At 72.5% G+C, this 20,583-nt stretch carries 20 protein-coding genes; 10 read left to right on the top strand and 10 right to left on the bottom strand.

Going from position 1 to position 20,583, the window contains the following annotated elements; genetic code table 11:
* Positions 1-148 precede the first annotated feature (148 nt).
* Positions 149-1,252: a dipeptidase gene (locus tag V7E45_RS26295; protein ID WP_333776678.1), complete on the top strand. Its 1,104-nt coding sequence runs from the start codon at positions 149-151 to the stop codon at positions 1,250-1,252.
* A 61-nt stretch (positions 1,253-1,313) separates the two neighbouring features.
* Here the strand turns inward: V7E45_RS26295 and V7E45_RS26290 are convergent, their stop codons facing one another.
* Positions 1,314-1,697 (bottom strand): VOC family protein, encoded by a 384-nt coding sequence (locus V7E45_RS26290; protein ID WP_333776677.1) that lies wholly within the window; start codon positions 1,695-1,697, stop codon positions 1,314-1,316.
* Positions 1,698-1,712: 15 nt separating this feature from the next.
* Positions 1,713-2,072: a VOC family protein gene (locus V7E45_RS26285; protein ID WP_333776676.1), complete on the bottom strand. Its 360-nt coding sequence runs from the start codon at positions 2,070-2,072 to the stop codon at positions 1,713-1,715.
* A gap of 124 nt (positions 2,073-2,196) precedes the next feature.
* Between V7E45_RS26285 and V7E45_RS26280 the strand changes: the two genes are divergently transcribed.
* Positions 2,197-2,703 (top strand): CGNR zinc finger domain-containing protein, encoded by a 507-nt coding sequence (locus V7E45_RS26280; protein ID WP_333776675.1) that lies wholly within the window; start codon positions 2,197-2,199, stop codon positions 2,701-2,703.
* A gap of 168 nt (positions 2,704-2,871) precedes the next feature.
* On the opposite strand, the gene V7E45_RS26275 is transcribed toward V7E45_RS26280, so the two are convergent.
* Positions 2,872-4,215, bottom strand: coding sequence for a UDP-glucose dehydrogenase family protein (locus V7E45_RS26275; protein WP_333776674.1), 1,344 nt, complete (start codon positions 4,213-4,215; stop codon positions 2,872-2,874).
* A 180-nt stretch (positions 4,216-4,395) separates the two neighbouring features.
* Between V7E45_RS26275 and V7E45_RS26270 the strand changes: the two genes are divergently transcribed.
* Together V7E45_RS26270 and V7E45_RS26265 are read left to right on the top strand one after the other, a co-directional pair.
* On the top strand, positions 4,396-5,553 hold the full coding sequence (locus tag V7E45_RS26270) for an acyl-CoA dehydrogenase (RefSeq protein WP_333776673.1): 1,158 nt from the start codon (positions 4,396-4,398) through the stop codon (positions 5,551-5,553).
* A 187-nt stretch (positions 5,554-5,740) separates the two neighbouring features.
* Positions 5,741-6,103 carry a four-helix bundle copper-binding protein gene (locus V7E45_RS26265; protein WP_333776672.1) on the top strand — a complete coding sequence of 121 codons (363 nt, stop codon included), beginning with the start codon at positions 5,741-5,743 and terminating at the stop codon, positions 6,101-6,103.
* A 127-nt stretch (positions 6,104-6,230) separates the two neighbouring features.
* Here the strand turns inward: V7E45_RS26265 and V7E45_RS26260 are convergent, their stop codons facing one another.
* On the bottom strand, positions 6,231-9,791 hold the full coding sequence (locus tag V7E45_RS26260) for a S41 family peptidase (RefSeq protein WP_333776671.1): 3,561 nt from the start codon (positions 9,789-9,791) through the stop codon (positions 6,231-6,233).
* Positions 9,792-9,939: 148 nt separating this feature from the next.
* Between V7E45_RS26260 and V7E45_RS26255 the strand changes: the two genes are divergently transcribed.
* The 5 genes from V7E45_RS26255 (at position 9,940) to V7E45_RS26235 (ending at position 15,009) form a co-directional block, all read left to right on the top strand.
* Positions 9,940-10,545 carry a TetR/AcrR family transcriptional regulator gene (locus V7E45_RS26255; protein WP_333776670.1) on the top strand — a complete coding sequence of 202 codons (606 nt, stop codon included), beginning with the start codon at positions 9,940-9,942 and terminating at the stop codon, positions 10,543-10,545.
* Between the two features lie 138 nt (positions 10,546-10,683).
* Entirely contained in the window at positions 10,684-12,933 is a 2,250-nt protein-coding gene (locus tag V7E45_RS26250; protein WP_333776669.1) for an MMPL family transporter, read from the top strand.
* 148 nt (positions 12,934-13,081) lie between these two features.
* Complete coding sequence (locus V7E45_RS26245; RefSeq protein WP_333776668.1) at positions 13,082-13,591, top strand: YbaK/EbsC family protein; 510 nt, start codon at positions 13,082-13,084, stop codon at positions 13,589-13,591.
* A gap of 177 nt (positions 13,592-13,768) precedes the next feature.
* Positions 13,769-14,677 (top strand): NAD(P)-dependent oxidoreductase, encoded by a 909-nt coding sequence (locus tag V7E45_RS26240; RefSeq protein ID WP_333776667.1) that lies wholly within the window; start codon positions 13,769-13,771, stop codon positions 14,675-14,677.
* 56 nt (positions 14,678-14,733) lie between these two features.
* Positions 14,734-15,009 carry a DUF1876 domain-containing protein gene (locus tag V7E45_RS26235; protein WP_333776666.1) on the top strand — a complete coding sequence of 92 codons (276 nt, stop codon included), beginning with the start codon at positions 14,734-14,736 and terminating at the stop codon, positions 15,007-15,009.
* A 40-nt stretch (positions 15,010-15,049) separates the two neighbouring features.
* On the opposite strand, the gene V7E45_RS26230 is transcribed toward V7E45_RS26235, so the two are convergent.
* The 6 genes from V7E45_RS26230 to V7E45_RS26205 form a co-directional block, all read right to left on the bottom strand.
* Positions 15,050-16,222, bottom strand: coding sequence for a serine hydrolase domain-containing protein (locus tag V7E45_RS26230; protein WP_333776679.1), 1,173 nt, complete (start codon positions 16,220-16,222; stop codon positions 15,050-15,052).
* Between the two features lie 121 nt (positions 16,223-16,343).
* The gene (locus tag V7E45_RS26225) at positions 16,344-16,799 is read right to left on the bottom strand and encodes an organic hydroperoxide resistance protein (RefSeq protein ID WP_333776665.1); all 456 of its coding nucleotides are present in this window, start codon (positions 16,797-16,799) and stop codon (positions 16,344-16,346) included.
* Positions 16,800-17,019: 220 nt separating this feature from the next.
* Positions 17,020-17,496: a MarR family winged helix-turn-helix transcriptional regulator gene (locus tag V7E45_RS26220; protein ID WP_333776664.1), complete on the bottom strand. Its 477-nt coding sequence runs from the start codon at positions 17,494-17,496 to the stop codon at positions 17,020-17,022.
* Positions 17,493-18,254, bottom strand: coding sequence for an energy-coupling factor ABC transporter ATP-binding protein (locus V7E45_RS26215; RefSeq protein ID WP_333776663.1), 762 nt, complete (start codon positions 18,252-18,254; stop codon positions 17,493-17,495). Before V7E45_RS26215 ends, V7E45_RS26220 begins: the two co-directional genes overlap by 4 nt.
* Positions 18,242-19,003 (bottom strand): cobalt ECF transporter T component CbiQ, encoded by a 762-nt coding sequence (gene cbiQ / locus V7E45_RS26210; RefSeq protein ID WP_333776662.1) that lies wholly within the window; start codon positions 19,001-19,003, stop codon positions 18,242-18,244. The genes V7E45_RS26215 and cbiQ overlap by 13 nt, the downstream gene beginning before the upstream one ends.
* 1 nt (position 19,004) lies before the next feature.
* Positions 19,005-20,054 carry an energy-coupling factor ABC transporter permease gene (locus V7E45_RS26205; RefSeq protein ID WP_333776661.1) on the bottom strand — a complete coding sequence of 350 codons (1,050 nt, stop codon included), beginning with the start codon at positions 20,052-20,054 and terminating at the stop codon, positions 19,005-19,007.
* Positions 20,055-20,216: 162 nt separating this feature from the next.
* Between V7E45_RS26205 and V7E45_RS26200 the strand changes: the two genes are divergently transcribed.
* Positions 20,217-20,555: an SsgA family sporulation/cell division regulator gene (locus V7E45_RS26200; RefSeq protein WP_333776660.1), complete on the top strand. Its 339-nt coding sequence runs from the start codon at positions 20,217-20,219 to the stop codon at positions 20,553-20,555.
* The last annotated feature ends 28 nt before the right edge of the window (positions 20,556-20,583 follow it).

Genomic DNA, 20,583 nt, shown 5'->3' with positions numbered 1-20,583 from the left:
CCCCCCCCCCCCCCCCCCCCCCCCGCCACCCCCGAACGCCCCACTCACCAGGAAAGATCCCCGCGCCCCGTGCGACCGTGGCGGTACGCCACCCCCACTCGACGTAAGCCACGACCGACGCAGCTCACGACGACGCACGGAGCCCGCCATGGCCGACCTCAACGACGACAGGCCCACCACGACCGGCGTCGCCGAGGACGAAGGCCCGGACGACCCCTTCCCCGGTGAGCGGTGCGTCCCGGAGGGCGAGACATTGCGGCGGGCGCACACCCTGCTGGACGCCCACCCGGTCGCCGACGGCTACAGCGGACTGCCCTGGGCGCTGCGCCACCTGCCCTGGTACGACCTCGAACTGGGCGAGACGGCCGTCGAGACCGACGTGCCGAGGCTGCGCGAGGGCCGGGTCGGCGCCCTGTTCTGGTCCCTGCACCTGCCCGAGGGGCTCGCCGGGAACCGCGCCGTGGCCGCCACCCTGGAACAGCTGGACCTCAGCCACTCCGTGATCGACTCGCATCCCGAGGGACTGCGTCTGGCACGCGGCGCCGGGCAGCTCATCGACGCCCGCCACTGCGGCCGGGTCGGCGTCGTCCTGGGGCCCGCCGGGGCGCCCGCGCTCGACGACTCCCTGGGCGTCCTGCGCATCCTGTACGCGCTCGGCCTGCGCGTCCTCACCCTCACGGGCACCGCCTGGGCGAGCGAGGCGGGACTGACCCGGTTCGGCGAGGAGGTGGTCCGGGAGATGAACCGGCTCGGCGTCCTCGCCGACGTCTCCGGCGCCTCCGAGGCCACCGCCCGCCGGACCCTCGCCCTCTCCCGGACCCCCGTGCTGTGCACCCGCTCCGGCGTCCGCGCCCTGCGTCCGCACCCCGCCAACCTGCCCGACGACATGCTCGCCGGACTGGGTACCGCGGGCGGCCTGTGCATGGTGCCACTGACCGCCGAGCAGGCCGGCCCGGGCGTGCGGGACGTGGCCGACCACCTCGACCACGTCCGGGTGGTCGCGGGCCCCGAGTGCGTCGGACTCTCCGGCACCTACGACTCGGGCACCGCCCACCCCCGCGGCCTCGCCGACGCCTCGCGCTACCCGCGGCTGATCGCCGAACTGCTCGACCGCGGCTGGTCCGACACCGAGCTGTCCATGCTGACCTGGGGCAACGTCCAGCGGGTCCTGCGCAGCGCCGACTTCACGGCCCGCACCGCACAGAACCGCCGGGACCCCTCGACCGCCCGGATCGCCGAACTCGACGGCTAGGGCCTGTTGCGAAAGTGGTCCTCTGCCGCTCCGGACGACGAGGCCACTTTCGCAACAGGCCCTAGGCGATCCGGCAGAGACAGAACGGATGGCCGGCCGGGTCGGCGTACACCAGGAAGTCCTTCTTCTCCCGGTCCTCCAGGTCCAGCGGGCGGGCGCCCAGCGCGAGCACCCGCTCATGGGCCGCATCGACCTCGGTCCAGGTCGCCCCGGCGTCGAAGTCCAGGTGGAACTGCTGCGACCGGTCCGGGCGGGGCCATTCGGGCGGGGTGTGGCCCTCGGCCCGCTGGAAGGCGAGCCGCGGCCCGTCCGGGACCTTCAGCACCACCCAGTCGTCGTCCTGCGGTTCCGGGGTGCCACCGGCCACCGCCGCGTAGAAGTCGGCGAGCGCCCGTGGGTCCGGACAGTCCAGGACGACGGAACGCAGACGGGCGACGGCGGACAAGGGGACCTCCCGGAGTCAGCAGGCACAGAGACAGAACGGGTGCCCGGCCGGGTCGGCGTAAACCCGCCAGGTGCGCGAGCGGTCCTCGGTGTCCAGCGGCTTCGCCCCCAGCTCCAGCACCCCCTTCTCGGCCGCGTCCAGGTCCTCCACCACCAGGTCCAGGTGGAACTGCTGGGAGGCGTCCGGCGCGGGCCACCGCGGCGCGGCGAACCCGGACGCCCGCTGGAAGGCGAGCGCCTGCCCGCCGGGCACCTTCAGGTCGATCCAGTCGTCGTCGCCCTCGACGACGCCGCCGAGCACCTCGGCGTAGAAGCCGGCGAGCGCGCGGGGGTCCTCGCAGTCCAGGACGACCACACCCAGCTTGGCGAGAGCCATGACTTCCTCCTCGGGGTACGGGGCCACCCGCGTTACCTTTGAAAGCGGGCAACCGGTAACTGTTACCCCATGCTCACGTATCTGCGGTAACGCCGCAACCGGATTCGGGAGGTAACTTGCACGCATGAGTGAGAGATCGCCCGCCCCCGGGGGCCTGGCCCTGGTCGAGTCCCTGGTGAACACCCTGGACATCGAGACGGGCCGCGACTCGCTCGACACCGCCGACGGCCGGGCACGCTTCGGACTCACCGAACACGACGTGCCGGACGCCCGCGCCCTGCGCGAGTCGCTGCGGGCCGTGCTGCTCGCCCACGCCGGCCATCCGCCGCACCGCGAGGTGACCCCGCTCGGCGACCTGCTCGGGCAGGCCCCGCTGTACCTCGCGGTCGACGGCCAGGACGGCTCCGCGAGCCTCGCCCCGGCCGACGCGGGCCCGCTGCTCTCCCGGGTCGCCGCCGCCGTCGCGGAGGCCCTGGTGGCGGGCACCTGGGCCCGGCTGAAGGCGTGCGAGGCCGACACCTGCCACTGGGCGTACTACGACCGCAGCCCCGCCGGGCGGGGCCGCTGGTGCTCGATGCAGGTGTGCGGGGCACGCGCGAAGATGCGCCGCTACCGGGCCAAGGAGCTGTAACGCACAAGGGGTTCACCGGCCACGTACGAGCCCGGTGGTGCAGAATGCGGGAAGACGCCGGTTCGGCCGACTGAGCCTCGGCCGAACCGGCGTCCTCGCGTCCGCCGACGTCTGCGGGTGGGCCGGAGGCCCGGCGGAAACCGGCGTTCCGGACGCCCCCTGGTCCGATCAGGCGGTCGGACGGCCCATCGCCCGGTACGTCCAGCCGGCCCGCCGCCACAGCTCCGGGTCCAGCGCGTTGCGCCCGTCCAGGATCAGCCGGGCCGCCGTGACTTCGCCCAGCGCCGCCGGGTCCAGCTCACGGAACTCCCGCCACTCGGTCAGGTGCAGCACCACGTCGGCCGCCCGGACCGCGTCCCGGGCCGAATCGGCGTAGCCCAGGGTCGGGAAGACCTTGCGCGCGTTCTCCATGCCCTTCGGGTCGTACACGGTCACCTGACCGCCCTGGAGGTGGATCTGCCCGGCCACGTTCAGCGCCGGCGAGTCCCGCACGTCGTCCGAGTCCGGCTTGAAGGTGGCGCCGAGCACCGCGACCCGCTTGCCGAGGAAGGGGCCGCCGCCCAGCGCCTGCCGGGCCAGCTCCACCATCTGGCCGCGCTGGCGCATGTTGATGGAGTCGATCTCCCGCAGGAACGTCAGCGCCTGGTCCGCGCCCAGCTCACCGGCGCGCGCCATGAACGCCCGGATGTCCTTCGGCAGGCAGCCGCCGCCGAACCCGATCCCGGCGCGCAGGAACTTCTTCCCGATCCGGTCGTCGTAGCCGATCGCCTCCGCCAGCTTCGCCACGTCACCGCCCGCGGCCTCGCACACCTCCGCCATCGCGTTGATGAAGGAGATCTTGGTCGCAAGGAAGGAGTTCGCCGAGGTCTTCACCAGCTCGGCGGTGGGGAAGTCGGTCACCACGAAAGGCGTGCCCTCGCCGGTCGGGGTCGCGTACACCTCCCGCAGCAGCTTCTCGGCCCGCTCGCTGCGCACCCCCACCACGATCCGGTCCGGGTGCAGCGTGTCCTGCACGGCGAAGCCCTCGCGCAGGAACTCCGGATTCCAGGCCAGCTCGGCGTCACCGCCCGCGGGCGCGTGCTCGGCCAGGTAGGCGGCCAGCCGGTCGGCCGTGCCGACCGGCACCGTCGACTTGCCGACGACCAGGGCGGGACCGCGCAGATGCGGGGCGAGCGAGGCGAAGGCGGCCTCGACGTACGACATGTCCGCCGCGTACTCCCCGTGCCGCTGCGGGGTGTTCACGCAGACGAAGTGCACGTCGCCGAACGCCCCGACCTCGGCCCAGTCCCGGGTGAACCGCAGCCGCCCGGAGGAGCCCTCGATGCCCGCGACGTGCTTGCGCAGCAGCTCCTCGAGCCCCGGCTCGTACATCGGGGTCTCACCGCGCTCCAGCATCGCGATCTTCTCGGGCACGACGTCCAGACCCAGCACCTCGAAGCCGAGTTCGGCCATGGCCGCGGCGTGCGTGGCGCCGAGGTATCCGGTGCCGATCACGGTGATCTTCAGGCTCATGGGTGCTCCACATCGGGGGTACGTCGGGGATGCGGAGCCGAGCATAGTCGGGCCGCCCACCGGGCAAATTCCCCGCTGTCGCCAAGGTCACGTAGGCGTCCTGAGAGCCGCCCTCTAAAATTTGAGTTACTTAACGGTAATTAGCGTCAGTATCACTGTGTCTTTGGAGCGTGAGAGACCGTGGCCGGATCGGCTGACTTCGACCTGTACCGCCCGTCCGAGGAGCACGACATGCTCCGGGACGCCGTCCGTTCGCTGGTCGAGGCGAAGATCGCGCCGTTCGCCGCGGCGGTCGACGAGGAGGCCCGCTTCCCGCAGGAGGCGCTGGACGCCCTCGTGGCCAACGACCTGCACGCGGTGCACGTCCCCGAGGAGTACGGCGGCGCCGGCGCCGACGCGCTCGCCACGGTCATCGTGATCGAGGAGGTGGCCCGCGCCTGCGTCTCCTCCTCCCTCATCCCCGCGGTGAACAAGCTGGGCTCGCTCCCGGTGATCCTCTCCGGCTCCGAGGACCTGAAGAAGAAGTACCTGGGCCCGCTCGCCAAGGGCGACGCGATGTTCTCGTACTGCCTCTCCGAGCCCGAGGCCGGCTCCGACGCGGCCGGCATGAAGACGAAGGCGGTCCGCGACGGCGACCACTGGATCCTCAACGGCGTGAAGCGTTGGATCACCAACGCCGGCGTCTCCGAGTTCTACACGGTCATGGCCGTGACCGACCCGTCCAAGCGCTCCAAGGGCATCTCGGCGTTCGTGGTCGAGAAGTCGGACGAGGGCGTCTCCTTCGGCGCTCCGGAGAAGAAGCTCGGCATCAAGGGCTCCCCGACCCGCGAGGTCTACTTCGACAACGTCCGCATCCCCGCCGACCGCATGATCGGCGAGGAGGGCACCGGCTTCGCCACCGCGATGAAGACGCTGGACCACACCCGCATCACCATCGCCGCCCAGGCCCTCGGCGTCGCCCAGGGCGCCCTCGACTACGCCAAGGGCTACGTCCAGGAGCGCAAGCAGTTCGGCAAGCCGATCGCCGACTTCCAGGGCATCCAGTTCATGCTCGCCGACATGGCCATGAAGGTCGCCGCCGCCCGCGCCCTGACCTACCAGGCCGCGGCCGCCTCCGAGCGCGGCGACAAGGACCTCACGTTCCAGGGCGCCGCCGCCAAGTGCTACGCCTCGGACATCGCCATGGAGGTCACCACCGACGCCGTCCAGCTCCTCGGCGGCTACGGCTACACCCGTGACTACCCGGTCGAGCGCATGATGCGCGACGCGAAGATCACGCAGATTTATGAGGGCACGAACCAGGTTCAGCGGATCGTCATGGCGCGCAACCTGCCGTAGCGGTCACCGGTCGGTACCACGGAAGGCGTCCCGCGGGGCGCCTTCCGTCGTTCCGTGCGGGGCCTGCCGTCGGGGCTTCCGGCGGCCGCCTCCCGACCGGTCGGTCACATGCGGGGACGCGCGAGCGGGCGTAGGACGGAACCACACGGGGTCCGTGCCGCGGTACCCCCTGCTCCGAGGAGGAGACATGACCCAGTCCGGAATGATGCCCCCCATGACTCAGCAGATGCAGGACTGCGTCGACGCCTGCATGAGCTGCCACACCATCTGCGAGGAGACCATGAGCTCCTGCCTGCAGATGGGCGGTCAGGCCCAGATGCAGATCATGCGCGCGCTCATGGACTGCTCCGAGATGACCCGCATGTGCGCCGACATGATGATGCGGCGCTCGCCCCTGGCGGCCGAGATGTGCGCGATGTGCGCCCGGGCCTGCGACATGTGCGCCGAGGCGTGTATGTCCATGCCCGACGACCCACAGACCATGCGCTGCGCCGAGGCGTGTCGCCGCTGCGCCGAGGCGTGCCGCGCCATGGCCGGCGCCAGCATGTGAGCCGTCGCCCGTGAGGCACCGTGGGGGGGGCCCCCCCCCCCGGGGGGCCCCCCCCCCTCTTCTGTTCTGTCGCGGTGCGTTGTCGGGTGCCGGTTCGTGGGGGCTGGTCGCGCAGTTCCCCGCGCCCCTACGGGGCGCCCCTTCTCGGGGGGAGTTCGGGGCGGGATCTGTCGGGGACGTCGGTCAGGTCCGGGGGGACCGCCGGGGGGTTGTCCGCGAGGAGATCCAGGGCGAGTCGGACCGCGTCGTCGAGTTGGGCGTGGCGGCCCTCGGCCCAGTCCAGGGGGGTGCGCTCGACCTCCAGGTCGGGGGCGACGCCGTGGTTCTCCACGGACCAGCCGTAGGCTTCGAACCAGGCCGCGTTCATCGGGACCGTGATCACGGTGCCGTCGCCGAGCCGGTGCCGTCCGGTCATGCCGACGACTCCGCCCCAGGTGCGCTGGCCGACGACCGGGCCGAGCCGCATGAGCTTGAAGGCGGCGGTGATCATGTCGCCGTCGGAGGAGGTCGCCTCGTCCGCGAGGGCCACCACCGGGCCCCGGGGCGCGTTGGAGGTGTACGACACCGGCTGCGCGTCACGGGTCAGGTCCCAGCCCAGGATCTTCCGGGAGAGCTTCTCGATGACGAGTTCGCTGATGTGGCCGCCCGCGTTCCCGCGCACGTCGACGATCAGCGCGGGCCGGGACACCTCGAGGCGCAGGTCCCGGTTGAACTGGGCCCAGCCGGAGCCGCCCATGTCGGGGATGTGCAGGTAGCCGCACTCGCCGCCGCTCAGCTCCCGGACCACCGCCCGGCGTTTGGCGACCCAGTCCTGGTAGCGCAGCGGCCGCTCGTCGATGAGTGGGACGACCGCGACCCGCCGGGGCCGTACTCTCCCGCCGCCGGGGCTGCCGGCCGGGGTGAAGGTCAGCTCCACGGTCGTCCCGCCGGAGCCGGCGAGCAGCGGGTACGGTCCCGCCACCGGGTCGACGGGCCGGCCGTCCACGTGGGTCAGCACGGCACCCTCGCGGATGCCCGTACCGGCCAGCGGTGAGCGTGCCTTGGAGTCGGACGAGTCGCCGGGCAGGATGCGCTTGACCGCCCAGCCGCCGTCCCGCCGCACGAGGTTGGCGCCGAGCAGGCCCTGCCAGCGCTGGTAGTGGGGCGGCCCCTCGTTGCGGCGGGCGGCGGTGACGTACGCGTGCGAGGTGCCCAGCTCGCCCAGTACCTCCCGCAGCAGGTCGGCGAACTCGTCGGGGGAGGCGACCCGTTCGACCAGCGGCCGGTACTGGTCGAGCACGGCGTCCCAGTCGATGCCGCACATGCCGGGGTCCCAGAAGTAGGCGCGGATGATCCGGCCGGCCTCCTCGTACGCCTGGCGCCACTCGGAGGGCGGGTCGACCTCGTGCAGGATGCGGCGCAGGTCGATCCACACGGTCGTGTCGGAGTCACCGGGCTCGGTCGACGGCACGGCGCGCAGATCGCCCTCGTCCACCACCACCAGGCGGGTGCCGTCCCCGCTGACCGCGAACCAGTCGAGGTGGTCGACGAGTTCGGCCTTCTTCGCCTTGGCGATGTTGAAGTACTCCAGCGTCGGCCGTCCGCTGATGTCGGCCGGGTTGGCGAAGGTCTCGCCGAGCGCGCCGGAGATGGGCCAGCGCAGCCAGACCAGGCCGCCGCCCGCCACCGGGTACAGCGCCGAGTACTTGGAGGCGACCACCGGGAACGGTGTCACCCGGCTCTCCAGGCCCTCCGCCTCCACCGTCACCGTGCCGTCGCCGGTCTCCTCGTCCTCGACGGGGTCGAGCCCGCCCGCGGCCGGCCGCCCCTCGGGGTTCAGGGCGAACGGGGAGGGGGTCGCGGAGGACAGCGGGACCAGGTAGGGCCGGCAGCCCAGCGGGAAGGACAGGTCGCCGGTGTGGACGTCGTACACCGGGTCGAAGCCGCGCCAGGACAGGAAGGCGAGGTAGCGGCCGTCGCGCGTGAAGACGGGGTTCTCGTCCTCGAACCGGCCGTTGGTGACGTCCACGACGAGCCGGTCCTTGATGCGGGCCAGCTTGATCTGCCGCAACGAGCGGCCGATGCCCGGGTGGGACCAGGCGAGCCAGGACCCGTCCGGGGAGAACGCCAGGTCCCGGACGGGGCCGTTGACGGACCGGATCAGCTCGGTGACCCCCGCGCCCTCGGCGACTTCCTGAGCGCTCGTCTCCGCCTCCCCGGCGGTTCCCTCCGCGGGGCTCGCGTCCTCCCCGGCGGCTCCCTCTGCGGGGGTCGCTTGCGCCCCGGCGGTTCCCTCTGCGGGGGTCGCGTCCGTCCCGGCGGTTCCCTCTGCGGGGGTCGCGTCCGTCCCGGCGGTTCCCTCCGCGGGGCTTGCCTCAGCCTCCGCGCCCCCCTTCGCGACCGTTTCCTCGTCGGCCTCCGCCTCCTCCTCGCCCCCCACGGCCGCGGCCTCCGCGGCCTGGGCCGCTTCCGTCTCCCCTGTCAGGTCGAGCAGCAGGAGTCGCCCGTCGTGGGAGGCGATCGCCATCCGTTCGCCGAGCGGGTCGGACACCATCTCCAGGACCCGGCCCAGCTCGCCCGAGGCCAGCCGGTGCGGTGGGCGGTCGCCGCTCGCGCGGGGCAGCTGGGCGATCTCGACGGCGTCCGCGCCGTCTGCGTCCGTCACGTAGGCGACCTGGCCGGTGGAGCCGAGCATCTCCGGCAGCCGGACCCGTACCCCGGGCGTGTCCGTGATGGTGCGGGCCGGTCCGTCCCGGTGCGTGAGCCAGTGCAGGCTGCCGCGTACGACGACGGCGCTGGCGCGTCCGGTCTCGTCCACGGAGATGCCGTCCACGTGCTGGGCGGCCGGCACCTGGTACCTGCGGCGTCCCGGGCAGGGGCCGCTCAGCCGGACGTCGAGTCGGCGTGGCTCGGCGCTCGGGGCGAAGTCCTCCACCAGCCACAGGTCGCCGGCGCACTGGTAGACGACGCGGGTGCCGTCGCTGGAGGCGCCGCGGGCGTAGAAGGCGTCGTGGTCGGTGTGCCGGCGCAGGTCGGAGCCGTCGTAGGCGCAGGAGTAGAGGTTGCCGATGCCCTCGTGGTCGGAGAGGAAGGCGATCCGCCCGGCGACGAACATGGGCGCCTCCAGGTGGCCGCCGATGTCCGCGAGCAGCCGTTCCCCGTGCAGCCACAGCCGGCCCATGGCGCCGCCCCGGTACCGCTTCCAGGAGGCGGGTTCGTGCGGTGGGGTGCCGGTCAGCAGCAGGGTCTTGTGCACGCCGTCGAGGTCGGCGACCTGGAGGTCGGAGACCGGGCCCCAGGGCAGTTTGCGGCCGGGGTCGCCGTCGGTGTCCACCTTGTAGGCCCAGGTGAAGTAGGAGAAGGGCTCGCCGTGCGAGGCGACGGCGAGGATGTCGCTGTGTCCGTCCTCGTCCGGGGGCGTCCAGCCGCGCACCCGGGTGTCGACGCTGCCCCAGTAGGTCAGCTGCCGCGCGGGCCCGCCGTCGACGCCGACGAGGTGGATCTCGGGCACCAGGCTGCGCCAGGTCGTGTAGGCGATCCGGCGGCCGTCGGGCGAGAAGCGGGGGTGGCCGGTCTTGGTGCGGTCGACGGTGAGCCGCCAGGCCCGGCCGGGCGCGTCGAGGGGGGCCAGCCAGAGGTCGTCCTCGGCCACGAAGCACAGCAGGTCGCCGTTGATGTGGGGAAGGCGCAGATAGCTCACCCTCACCATGCTTTTCCGGGGGAGGGGGCCCAGCAACTTATGCGGAACCGACAGCCGTGAGCCAGGACACGTACGAAACGGTTTCGTTTCGAAAGCTCTCAGGGTATCTTCATGGATGTACGACGAAGGAAGGCTACGGAGCGGGAAGGTGACTGGCATGACCGAGGCTGCCGCAACGACGCGTCGCAGTCGGATCACGCCCGAGCGCGAGGCCGAGCTGTACGAGGCCGTGCTCGACCTGCTCCGGGAGGTCGGCTACGACGCCCTCACCATGGACGCCGTGGCGGCCCGCACCCGTTCCAGCAAGGCCACCCTCTACCGCCAGTGGGGCGGGAAGGCCGAGCTGGTGGCCAAGGCGGTGCGGCACGGCAAGCCGGGCACGTTCGCCGACGACATCGACACCGGGTCGCTCAAGGGCGACCTGCACGCGCTCACGCTGCGCGCGGACGACTGCGAGATGGAGCAGAACTCCGCGCTGATGCGGGGCCTGGCCATGGCGACCCACTCCAACCCGGACCTCCTGCGGGCGTTCCGGGACCATCTGATCGAGCCGGAGCTGGTGGAGTTCCGCCGGGTCCTGCAGCGGGCGATCGACCGGGGTGAGGTCCGTGCGGACAATCCCGCCATCCAGTACGTGATGCACATGATGATCGGTGGCTTCGCCGCGCGCACGCTGATCGACGAGCAGCCGCCCACGCAGGACTTCCTCCTGTCGTACATCGACGCCGTGGTCCTCCCCGCCCTCGGCGCGCCCACCGGCTGAAGTCCCTCACCGGCCGAAGTCCGTCTCCGGCCGAAGTCCATCCCCAGCAAGCCCACCACCTGACGTCACCCGCTCACGTCGTCGGGCTGATCTCCCCTGCCCTGAACAACCCCACGACCTGACCGGGAGTACGCCTCCGTGGCCACGTTCCTCTACAAAATCGGCCGTCTCGCCTTCCGGCGACGGCACTTCGTCGCCCTCATATGGGTGGCCCTGCTGACCCTCGCCGGAGTGGGCGCCGCCTCCGCACCGGCCGCCGGCAACTCGTCCTTCTCCATCCCGGGCACCGAGGCCCAGAAGGCCTTCGACCTGCTGGAACAGCGCTTCCCCGGCATGAGCGCCGACGGCGCCACCGCACGGGTCGTCTTCAAGGCGCCCAGCGGCGAGAAGATGACGGGCAAGGACAACAAGGCGGCCGTCCGCAAGACGGTCAAGGAGCTGCGTTCCGGCTCCGAGGTCACCTCCGTCGCCGACCCCTTCGCCGCGCACGCCGTCAGCAAGGACGGCACGATCGCCTACGCCTCGGTGAAGTACAAGGTCTCCGGCATGGAGCTGGAGGACGCGTCGAGGGACGCCCTGAGGGCGGCCGCGCAGGACGCGCGGGACGCCGGGCTCAAGGTCGAGGTCGGTGGTGACGCGCTCACCTCGGCGCCCGAGACGGGCTCCAGCGAGATCATCGGCATCGCCGTCGCCGCCGTCGTCCTCGTCATCACCTTCGGTTCGCTGCTCGCGGCCGGGTTCCCGCTGCTCACCGCGCTCATCGGGGTCGGCATCGGGGTCTCCACGATCACCGCGCTCGCCAGTGCCCTGGACCTCGGCACCACCACCTCCACCCTGGCGTCGATGATCGGCCTCGCCGTCGGCATCGACTACGCCCTGTTCATCGTCTCCCGCTACCGCTCCGAACTGGCCGAGGGCCGCGAGCGCGAGGAGGCGGCCGGACGGGCCGTCGGCACGGCGGGCTCGGCGGTGGTCTTCGCGGGCCTGACCGTCCTGATCGCCCTGGTCGGCCTGTCCGTGGTCAACATCCCGATGCTGACCAAGATGGGCGTGGCGGCCGCGGGCACGGTGGCCGTCGCCGTCCTCATCGCCCTCACCCTGATCCCGGCGCTGCTCGGCTACGCGGGCCGCAGGATCAAGCCGGCCGGCGAGAAGAGCAAGCTCCTCGGCGGTGGCCGCAGGGCGAAGGCCGGCGAGGCGGGGGACCACGCAAGCCACACCAAGCAGACCCGTCCGAACATGGGCACCCGCTGGGCGAGCTTCGTCGTACGGCGCCCGGTCGCCGTGCTGCTGCTCGGCGTGATCGGCCTCGGCGCGGCGGCGGTCCCGGCCGCGTCCCTCGAACTGGGCCTGCCCGACGACGGCGCGCAGCCGACGTCCACCACCCAGCGCCGCGCCTACGATCTGTTGTCCGAGGGCTTCGGCCCGGGCTTCAACGGCCCCCTGATGGTCGTGGTCGACGCCAAGGACAGCGCCCACCCCAAGGCGGCCTTCACCGAGGTCGGCAACGAGATCAAGGGGCTGAAGGACGTCGTCACGGTCACCCCGGCCGTGCCCAACAAGGCGGGTGACACCGCGACGATCACCGTCGTCCCGAACTCCAAGCCGTCCTCGACCACCACCGAGGACCTGGTGCACGCCATCCGCGGCAAGGGCGCGGACATCACCTCGGCGACCGACGCGAAGGTGCTGGTCACCGGCTCGACGGCGATGAACATCGACGTCTCGCAGCGGCTGAACGACGCCCTGCTGCCCTATCTCGCGCTCGTGGTCGGCCTGGCCTTCCTGCTGCTGATCGTGGTCTTCCGCTCGGTCCTCGTCCCGCTGAAGGCGGCCCTCGGCTTCCTGCTCAGCGTGATGGCGGCCCTCGGCGCCGTGGTCGCGGTCTTCCAGTGGGGCTGGCTGTCCGGCCTGATGAACGTCGAGCAGACCGGCCCGGTCATGTCGATGATGCCGATCTTCATGGTCGGCGTGGTCTTCGGTCTCGCCATGGACTACGAGGTGTTCCTCGTGACCCGCATGCGGGAGGCGTACGTCCACGGGGAGAAGCCCGGCCAGGCCGTGGTGACCGGGTTCAGGCACGGCGCACGGGTGGTGACGGCCGCCGCCGTCATCATGATCGCCGTCTTCTCCGGCTTCATCGGCTCCAGCGAGTCGATGATCAGGATGATCGGCTTCGGCCTGGCCATCGCCGTCTTCTTCGACGCGTTCATCGTCCGCATGGCCATCGTCCCGGCCGTGCTCGCGCTGCTCGGCAGGAAGGCCTGGTGGCTGCCCAGGTGGCTGGACCGGGCGCTGCCCGACGTCGACGTCGAGGGCGAGGGCCTGCGCACCGCGGGAGACAAGCACACCGACCCCGACGGGGACCGGGAGCTGGTACGCGCCTGACGCAGCGCGCGCGATCGACACAGCGCGCGCGATGAGGACCGGCCGGTGAGGGATCCGTGGGGACGGGGCACCCTCACCGGCTTCTTCGTGCCGCCGTCGGCGGGCAATCCGTTCGCCGGTCCGCGGGGCCGCCGCTAGCGTGCCCTGCATGACGACAGCCGCCACTGACGAAACACCCGGAGCCCATCCCCGCTTCGCCGAGGCGCTGCGCGGGCTCGGCCTCGAGGACGTGCTCGCGCGGACCCGGCGTTTCCCCGAGGGCACCCGTACCGCGGCCGAGGCCGCCGCCGCGGTCGGCTGCGAACTGAGCCAGATCTGCAAGTCGCTGATCTTCGCTGCGGACGGCGTGCCGGTGCTGGTCCTCATGGACGGCGCCTCCCGCGTCGACGTGGAGCGGGTGCGCGAGGAACTGGCGGCCGGGAAGGTGACCCGCGCCGACGCCGGACTCGTGCGCGAGACCACCGGGTACGCCATCGGCGGCGTACCGCCCTTCGGCCACCGCACCCGCACCCGGGTCCTCGCCGACCGCTCGCTGCTCGCGCACGACGTGGTGTGGGCGGCGGCCGGGACACCGCACGCGGTGTTCCCCATCGAGCCGGAGGCGCTCGTGGCCCACGCCGGTGCCGCACTCGTGGACGTGCGCGAGCGGACCGCGTGACACCCCTTGTGACCGCGGCGGTACTGCTCGCCGCGGTCACCCACGCCGGCTGGAACGCCTCGCGCACCGGATCACCGACAAGCTGGTAGGGGGGAACGTCGGGAGCGGGGGACTTCAGGAGACAGCGGGGGACTTCGGGGGACTCGGGGGGCAAGGAACCGTAGGACAGGAGCCGTCATGAGCGACAAGCCGACCGTCAGCGTTCTGGGCACGGGCATCATGGGGGCCGCCATGGCCCGCAACCTCGCCCGCGCCGGACTCGACACAAGGGCCTGGAACCGCACCCGGGAGAAGGCCGAACCGCTGACCGCCGACGGGATCCGGGTCACCGGCACGCCCGCCGAGGCCGTCGAAGGCGCCGACGTCGTGCTGACCATGCTGTACGACGGCGGCACCGCCCTTGAGGTCATGCGCGAGGCGGCCCCGGCCCTGCGCCGGGGCACCGTGTGGGCGCAGTGCACCACCGCCGGGGTCGAACTCGTCGCCGACCTGGCCGCGTTCGCCCAGGAGCACGGCCTGGTGTTCTACGACGCGCCGGTCCTGGGCACCCGTCAGCCCGCCGAGGCCGGTCAGCTGGTGGTGCTGGCCGCCGGGCCCGAGGCGGGCCGCGAGACGGTCACGCCCGTTTTCGACGCGATCGGCACCCGGACCGTGTGGACCGGCGACGACGGGGCCGCGGGCAGCGCCAGCCGGCTGAAGCTGGTCGCCAACAGCTGGGTCCTCGCGGTCACCGCGGCGGCCGGCGAGGTGCTGGCCCTGTCCCGGGCCCTCGACGTGGACCCGCGGGACTTCTTCGACCTCATCGAGGGCGGGCCGCTCGACATGGGATACCTGCGCGCCAAGTCCGCCCTGCTCCTCGACGGCAAACTGACCCCGGCGTCGTTCGCCGTGTCCACCGCCGAGAAGGATGCCCGGCTCATCGTCCAGGCAGGTGAACGAAACGGCGTACGGCTCGACGTGGCCGCCGCGACCGCGGAGCGGCTGGCCCGGGCCGCCGCCCAGGGGCACGCCGACGAGGACATGGTCGCCGCCTACTTCGCCAGCTTCGATGAGCGGCCCGGCGGTGGCCGGCCGGCCTCCACGTGACGTTCCGGGCGCGCGGGAGCACCCTGGAATCGACGGACTTCGCGGAGGTGGTCGACATGATGAACACCGTGGTGGGATGGCACGTCGAGCTGGAGTTCCACGAGGACGAGCAGCACACGCGTGCGGTCGCCCTGGTGCGCTTGCCCGACGGTACCGAAATGCGCGCCCACGGCGCGGCCAGCCGACACCGCGTCGACTCCAACCAGCCCAGGGTCGGCGAGGAGATCGCGGGCGCCCGCGCCCTCAACGAGCTCGCCATGCAGTTGCTGACCAAGGCGCACGGCGAGATCGACTCGGAGTCCGGCCGGACCTCGCATCCGATCAACGTGTGAGGGCGAGGCGCCCGGTCACCCGGTCACCCGGTTTACCCGGTCAGCCGGCCTCGCGGCCCAGCGCCGTGCGCACCGCCCGCACCAGCGCCTGAGCCCTCGGGTCCGCCGTCACGCTCGTACGGAAGCCGTTGGTGACGTAGCCGAAGGCGATCCCGGTCCCCGGGTCGGCGAAGGCGAGGGCGCCGCCCCGTCCCGGGTGGCCGAAGGAGCCGGGGGAGAGCAGCGGGGACGCGCTGCCGTGCAGCATGTGGCCGAGACCGAACCGGGTGCCCACGACGAGGACCCGGTCCGGCCCGGCGGACCGCTCGGTGCGGGCCAGTTCCGCGGTGCCCGGCGTGAACAGGCGGGTGCCGCCGTCCACCTCGCCGATGAGCGAGGCGTAGAAGCGGGCGAGCCCGTCGGCGGTGGCGATGCCGTTGGAGGCGGGCAGGGCGGCCGCGCGGTAGGCGGGGTCGTTCTCGTCCGGCAGCGGGGTGATCGCGGCGAAGGCGCGCCGGGTGAGCGATCCGGGGTCGGCGTACGCGTCGGCGACCGCGCGCTTGGGGCGGGTCTTGAGCACCCCGGCCGTCTCGGGCGCCGCCAGCGGGCCGACCCGGCCCACGCGCCCCCGCTCGGCCTCCGGCAGCCCGAGCCACAGGTCGGCGCCGACGGGCGCGGCGATCTCGCGGGCTATCCATTCGCCGACCGGCCGCCCGGTGACCCGGCGTACCAGCTCGCCGGTGAGCCAGCTGTAGGTCTGGGCGTGGTAGCCGTGGTCGGCGCCGGGCTCCCACACCGGCGCCTGGGCGGCGACGGCGGCCGCGCCGAGGTCGGGGTCGGCCGCTTCCGCGGGGGTCAGCGGCCGGTCGAGGACCGGCACACCGGCGCGGTGCGCGAGCAGGTCACGGACGAGCGTGCGCTCCTTGCCCGCCGTCTTGTATTCGGGCCAGTACGCGCCGACGGGGGCGTCGAGGTCCAGCTCGCCGCGCTGGTGCAGCAGCAGGAGCGCGGCGGCGGCGACCCCCTTGGTCGCGGAGCGCACGATCTGGGCGGTGCCGGGCTCCCAGGGGGCGGAGCCGTCCACGTCCCTGGTGCCGGCCCAGAGGTCGACGACCCGGTGCCCGTCCCGGTACACGGCGACGGCCGCGCCGCGCTCGCCGAGCAGCTCGAAGTTGGCCGCGAACGCCTCCCCGACCGGCTCGAAGCCCTCGGCCACCGTGCCGTTCACATCCACATCCACGCCTGATCCCTCCACTGACCCCGGACCATGAGTGAAACACGGGTGCCCGGCCTTGGATTCCTCAGTGCGTGGTGATGTCGGCTACGGTCCGGCGGCCTTGCGCGCGGATGCGGGCTCAGCCCAGCAGGATCGTCACGTCGATGTTCCCGCGGGTGGCGTTGGAGTACGGGCACACCTCGTGCGCCGCGTCGACCAGCTTCTCCGCCATCTCCCGGTCCAGGACCGGCAGTGAGACGCTGAGGGCGACGGCGAGGCCGTAGCCGCGGTGCCGGTTGGGGCCGATGCCGACCTTGGCGGCCACCGTGGAGCCGGTCAGGTCGTAGCCCGCGCGGTTGCCGACGAGGATCAGCGCGTTGTGGAAGCAGGAGCTGTAGCCGGCCGCGAACAACTGCTCGGGGTTGGTGCCGTTGCCGTCGCCGCCCAGCTCCGGCGGCATCGCGACCTTCAGCTCGATCCGGCCGTCCTGGCTGGTGACGTAGCCGTTCCGGCCCCCGTGGGCGGTGGCCTCGGCGACGTACATGATCTTCGTCGGACGGGTGTCGACGGCGGTGTCCGCGGTGGCATCGGTCATGGTCGGCCTCCCCCAGGAAAAGTGGCGCGCAAATACATCGCGCACAAGGTACTGGCCGGTATGTCGGCAGATGCGGGCGGGGGGTGGCAACCGCCGGTAACCCGGGATCAGCGCCGGTCGGCCGCCGGTGCGCGGGCCTCGTGCCGGAATCCGTCGTGCGGCCTCGTGCCGGAATCCGTTGCGCGGGCCTCGTGCCGGAATCCGTCGCCGGTGTCCGGCCCTAGCGTCGGTCGGCCGCCGCGTCGGCGCGCTCGGTGAGCTTCCACAGCTCCGCGCGCAGCAGTTCCACCTCCCGGCCGCCGAGCCCCGTCGCCGCGAGCAGGGCGCCGGGCACGCGCGCCGCGCGCTCCCTGAGCTGCTCCCCGCGCCCGGTGCACGCGACCAGGACCGACCGCTCGTCGTCCGCCGCGCGCTCCCGGCGCACCAGGCCCGCCGCCTCCAGCCGCTTCAGCAGCGGCGAGACGGTGCCGTAGTCCAGACGCAGGGCGCCCGCCAGCTCCTTCACGCTGGTCTCCCCGTGCTCCCACAGCACCAGCAGCACGAGGTACTGCGGGTAGGTCAGCCCCAGGTCGTCCAGGAGCGGGCGGTACGCGGCGGTCACGGCACGCTGGGCCGCGTACAGCGCGAAGCACAGCTGGTCGTCCAGCAGCAGCGACCCGGCGGCCCCGTTGTCGTCTCGGTCGTCTTGACGCGTCACGCGCCCATTGTCACGGACTTCGGGTCGAAGCCGAACGGCAGCTCCAGGCGGTGGGCCCGCATCAGGGTGTCGTCGCCGAGCAGCGTGCCGGTCGGGCCGTCCGCCGCGATCACGCCGTCGCTGAGGACGAGCGCGCGCGGGCACAGCTCCAGCGCGTACGGCAGGTCGTGCGTGACCATGAGGACCGTCACGTCCAGCGAGCGCAGGATGTCGGCGAGTTCGCGCCGGGAGGCCGGGTCCAGGTTGGAGGAGGGCTCGTCCAGGACCAGGATCTCCGGCTCCATGGCGAGCACGGTCGCGACCGCGACCCGGCGCCGCTGGCCGAACGAGAGGTGGTGCGGCGGCCGGTCGGCGAACTCCCGCATGCCGACCCGCTCCAGGGCCGTGCTCACCCGCTCCTCCAGCGCCGCCCCCCTGATCCCGGCCGCCGCCGGCCCGAACGCGACGTCCTCGCGCACGGTCGGCATGAACAACTGGTCGTCGGGGTCCTGGAAGACGATGCCGACCTTCTGCCGGATCTCGGCCATGTGCCGCCGGCCGACCGGCAGTCCGGCCACGGTGACCGTGCCGGTGCCGCCGCTCAGGATGCCGTTGAGATGCAGCACGAGGGTGGTCTTGCCCGCGCCGTTCGGGCCGAGCAGCGCGACCCGTTCGCCGCGCTCGATGGAGAAGTCCACGCCGAACAGCGCCTGGTGGCCGTCGGGGTAGGCGAACGCGAGGCCGGAGACCTCCAGGGAAGCAGTACTCACAGAACCCATCCCAGCAGACAGACGACAAGGGCGGCACAGGGGAGGGCGAGGGCGTGGCGCCACTGGGCCCGGGACGCGGTCACCTCGTCGATGACCGGCATCGAACCGGCGTACCCCCGGCTCACCATGGCCAGGTGCACCCGCTCGCCGCGCTCGTAGGACCGGATGAACAGGGCGCCGGCGGACTTGGCGAGCACCCCCCAGTGCCGCACCCCCCGCGCCTCGAAGCCGCGCGACTCGCGGGCGATCCGCATCCGGCGCATCTCGTCGGTGATGACGTCCCCGTAGCGGATCATGAACGAGGCGATCTGCACGAGCAGCGACGGCAGTCTCAGCCGCTGGAGGCCGAGCAGCAGTTCGCGCAGCTCGGTGGTGGCGGCCAGCAGCACGGAGGCGGCGACGCCGAGGGTGCCCTTGGCGAGCACGTTCCAGGCACCCCACAGCCCGTTCACGCTCAGCGACAGACCCAGCACCTGCACCCGCTCGCCCTCCGCCACGAACGGCATGAGCACCGCGAACGCGACGAACGGCACCTCGATCAGCAGCCGCTTGAGCAGGAAGCCGGCGGGCACCCGGGCGCGGTGGGCGACGTACCCGAGCAGGCCCGCGTACAGCGCGAACGCCCACATGGCCTCGCGCGGGGTCGAGACCACGACCACCACGAACGCGAAGGCGGCGGCCAGTTTGGTGTGCGGCGGCAGGGCGTGCACGGGCGAGTGCCCGTGCCGGTAGAGCCGGTGCGCGTGTCCTGCGCCCATGTCAGACGCCCGAGTTCACGGGCGAGACGTCCCCGACGTCCTCGGTGCGCCGCCTGCGCACCGTCCAGAACACCGCGCTGCCGGCGACGACCGTCACACCGACGCCGATCACGCCCGCGAGCCCGCCGGACAGGCGCGCGTCGGCGATGTCCTTGACCCCGTAGCCGGCCAGCGGGGAGCCGTCCGACGCGTGCTTCTCCGCCTTCTTGTCGATGCCCTGGTCGTGCGCGACCTTCATCAGGCCGTCGGGGTCGGCCGAGGCGTAGAAGCTGACGAACCCGGCGAGCACCAGCGAGGCGGCAAGACCGGTGAGCCACAGCCCGCGCCGGGAGGTCCTTGCCGCGACGGGGGCCGCCGCGGGCGCGTCCACCAGCTCGCCGTTCACCCGCAGCTTGAGGCGCCGGCGCAGCCCGCGCGCGCCGTGCACCAGGTCGGGGCGGACGGCGACGACGGCGCTCACCGTCAGCGCGGTGATCACGGCTTCACCGATGCCGATCAGCACATGGACACCGATCATCGCGGTCGCGACCTTGCCGATGGCGACGTCGGTGGTGCCGCCGACCGCGTACATGAGCGTGAAGGCCACGGCCGCGGCCGGCACGGAGAGCAGCGCGGCGACGAACGAGGCGACGGTGACCGAGCGCCGTCTGCGGGGCAGCACCGCGAGCAGCGCGCGGAAGACGGCGTACGACACCACCGTCGTGACGAGGGCCATGTCGGTGATGTTCACGCCGAGCGCGGTCAGGCCGCCGTCCGCGAACAGCACGCCCTGCATGAGCAGCACGACCGACACGCAGAGCACGCCGGTGCAGGGGCCGACCAGGATGGCGGCGAGCGCACCGCCCAGCAGATGGCCGCTGGTGCCGGCCGCGACCGGGAAGTTCAGCATCTGCACGGCGAAGATGAACGCCGCGACGAGACCGGCCAGCGGAGCGGTCCGCTCGTCGAGTTCGCGGCGGGCGCCGCGCAGGCTCACCGCGAGGGCGCCTGCGGCGACCACACCGGTGACGGCGGAGGTGGGGGCGTCGATGAATCCGTCGGGTACGTGCACCGTACGATTTTAGAGGCTTGTTGCGAACGAATTGCAAGAGAGAGTCGGTCTCGGCCCGCGGCCCCCGCGCTCGCCAGGGCACATACCGGAATATGTGCGACATTGGAGAGGAAGCGGATGCACAGCTTTCACTTCTGTTACTGAGCGTGAGAGGGCGGTCCGATGTCTGTGGTCGAACAGTACGCGCGCGCCCATATCGTCACGGACGAGGAGGACCCGGGAGCGGTACCCGTGGTGCTGCGGTGGGACCCCGACGCCGACCCCCGACTGGTCCGGGTCGGCCTCCCCGGACCGCACGAGTGGGCGTTCTCCCGCGCACTGCTCGAACAGGGGCTGCGGGCGCCCGCGGCGAGCGGGGACGTACGCGTCTGGCCCTGTGGGCGCGTCCAGGCGGTGGTCGAGTTCCACTCCTCGCACGGCGTGGAAGTGGTGCAGTTCGAGTCGAAGACGCTGGTCAGATTTCTGCGCCGGACCTACACGGCAGAGCCGGTCCACAGCTGAACGGCAGCGCTCGCACGCGGCCCGCCCG

The sequence above is a fragment of the Streptomyces sp. IBSBF 3136 genome, assembly GCF_036815105.1.
Classification (GTDB): domain Bacteria; phylum Actinomycetota; class Actinomycetes; order Streptomycetales; family Streptomycetaceae; genus Streptomyces.
Note: the sequence above shows the minus strand (reverse complement) of the source record. Positions and strands in the feature narration are given on the sequence as shown.

Coding starts and splice junctions, on each gene's coding strand:
- V7E45_RS26295 (WP_333776678.1), top strand. CDS start 149: ATGGCCGACCTCAACGACGACAGGCCCACCACGACCGGCGTCGCCGAG.
- V7E45_RS26285 (WP_333776676.1), bottom strand. CDS start 2,072: ATGGCTCTCGCCAAGCTGGGTGTGGTCGTCCTGGACTGCGAGGACCCC.
- V7E45_RS26280 (WP_333776675.1), top strand. CDS start 2,197: ATGAGTGAGAGATCGCCCGCCCCCGGGGGCCTGGCCCTGGTCGAGTCC.
- V7E45_RS26275 (WP_333776674.1), bottom strand. CDS start 4,215: ATGAGCCTGAAGATCACCGTGATCGGCACCGGATACCTCGGCGCCACG.
- V7E45_RS26265 (WP_333776672.1), top strand. CDS start 5,741: ATGACCCAGTCCGGAATGATGCCCCCCATGACTCAGCAGATGCAGGAC.
- V7E45_RS26260 (WP_333776671.1), bottom strand. CDS start 9,791: ATGGTGAGGGTGAGCTATCTGCGCCTTCCCCACATCAACGGCGACCTG.
- V7E45_RS26255 (WP_333776670.1), top strand. CDS start 9,940: ATGACCGAGGCTGCCGCAACGACGCGTCGCAGTCGGATCACGCCCGAG.
- V7E45_RS26245 (WP_333776668.1), top strand. CDS start 13,082: ATGACGACAGCCGCCACTGACGAAACACCCGGAGCCCATCCCCGCTTC.
- V7E45_RS26240 (WP_333776667.1), top strand. CDS start 13,769: ATGAGCGACAAGCCGACCGTCAGCGTTCTGGGCACGGGCATCATGGGG.
- V7E45_RS26235 (WP_333776666.1), top strand. CDS start 14,734: ATGATGAACACCGTGGTGGGATGGCACGTCGAGCTGGAGTTCCACGAG.
- V7E45_RS26225 (WP_333776665.1), bottom strand. CDS start 16,799: ATGACCGATGCCACCGCGGACACCGCCGTCGACACCCGTCCGACGAAG.
- V7E45_RS26215 (WP_333776663.1), bottom strand. CDS start 18,254: ATGGGTTCTGTGAGTACTGCTTCCCTGGAGGTCTCCGGCCTCGCGTTC.
- cbiQ (WP_333776662.1), bottom strand. CDS start 19,003: ATGGGCGCAGGACACGCGCACCGGCTCTACCGGCACGGGCACTCGCCC.
- V7E45_RS26200 (WP_333776660.1), top strand. CDS start 20,217: ATGTCTGTGGTCGAACAGTACGCGCGCGCCCATATCGTCACGGACGAG.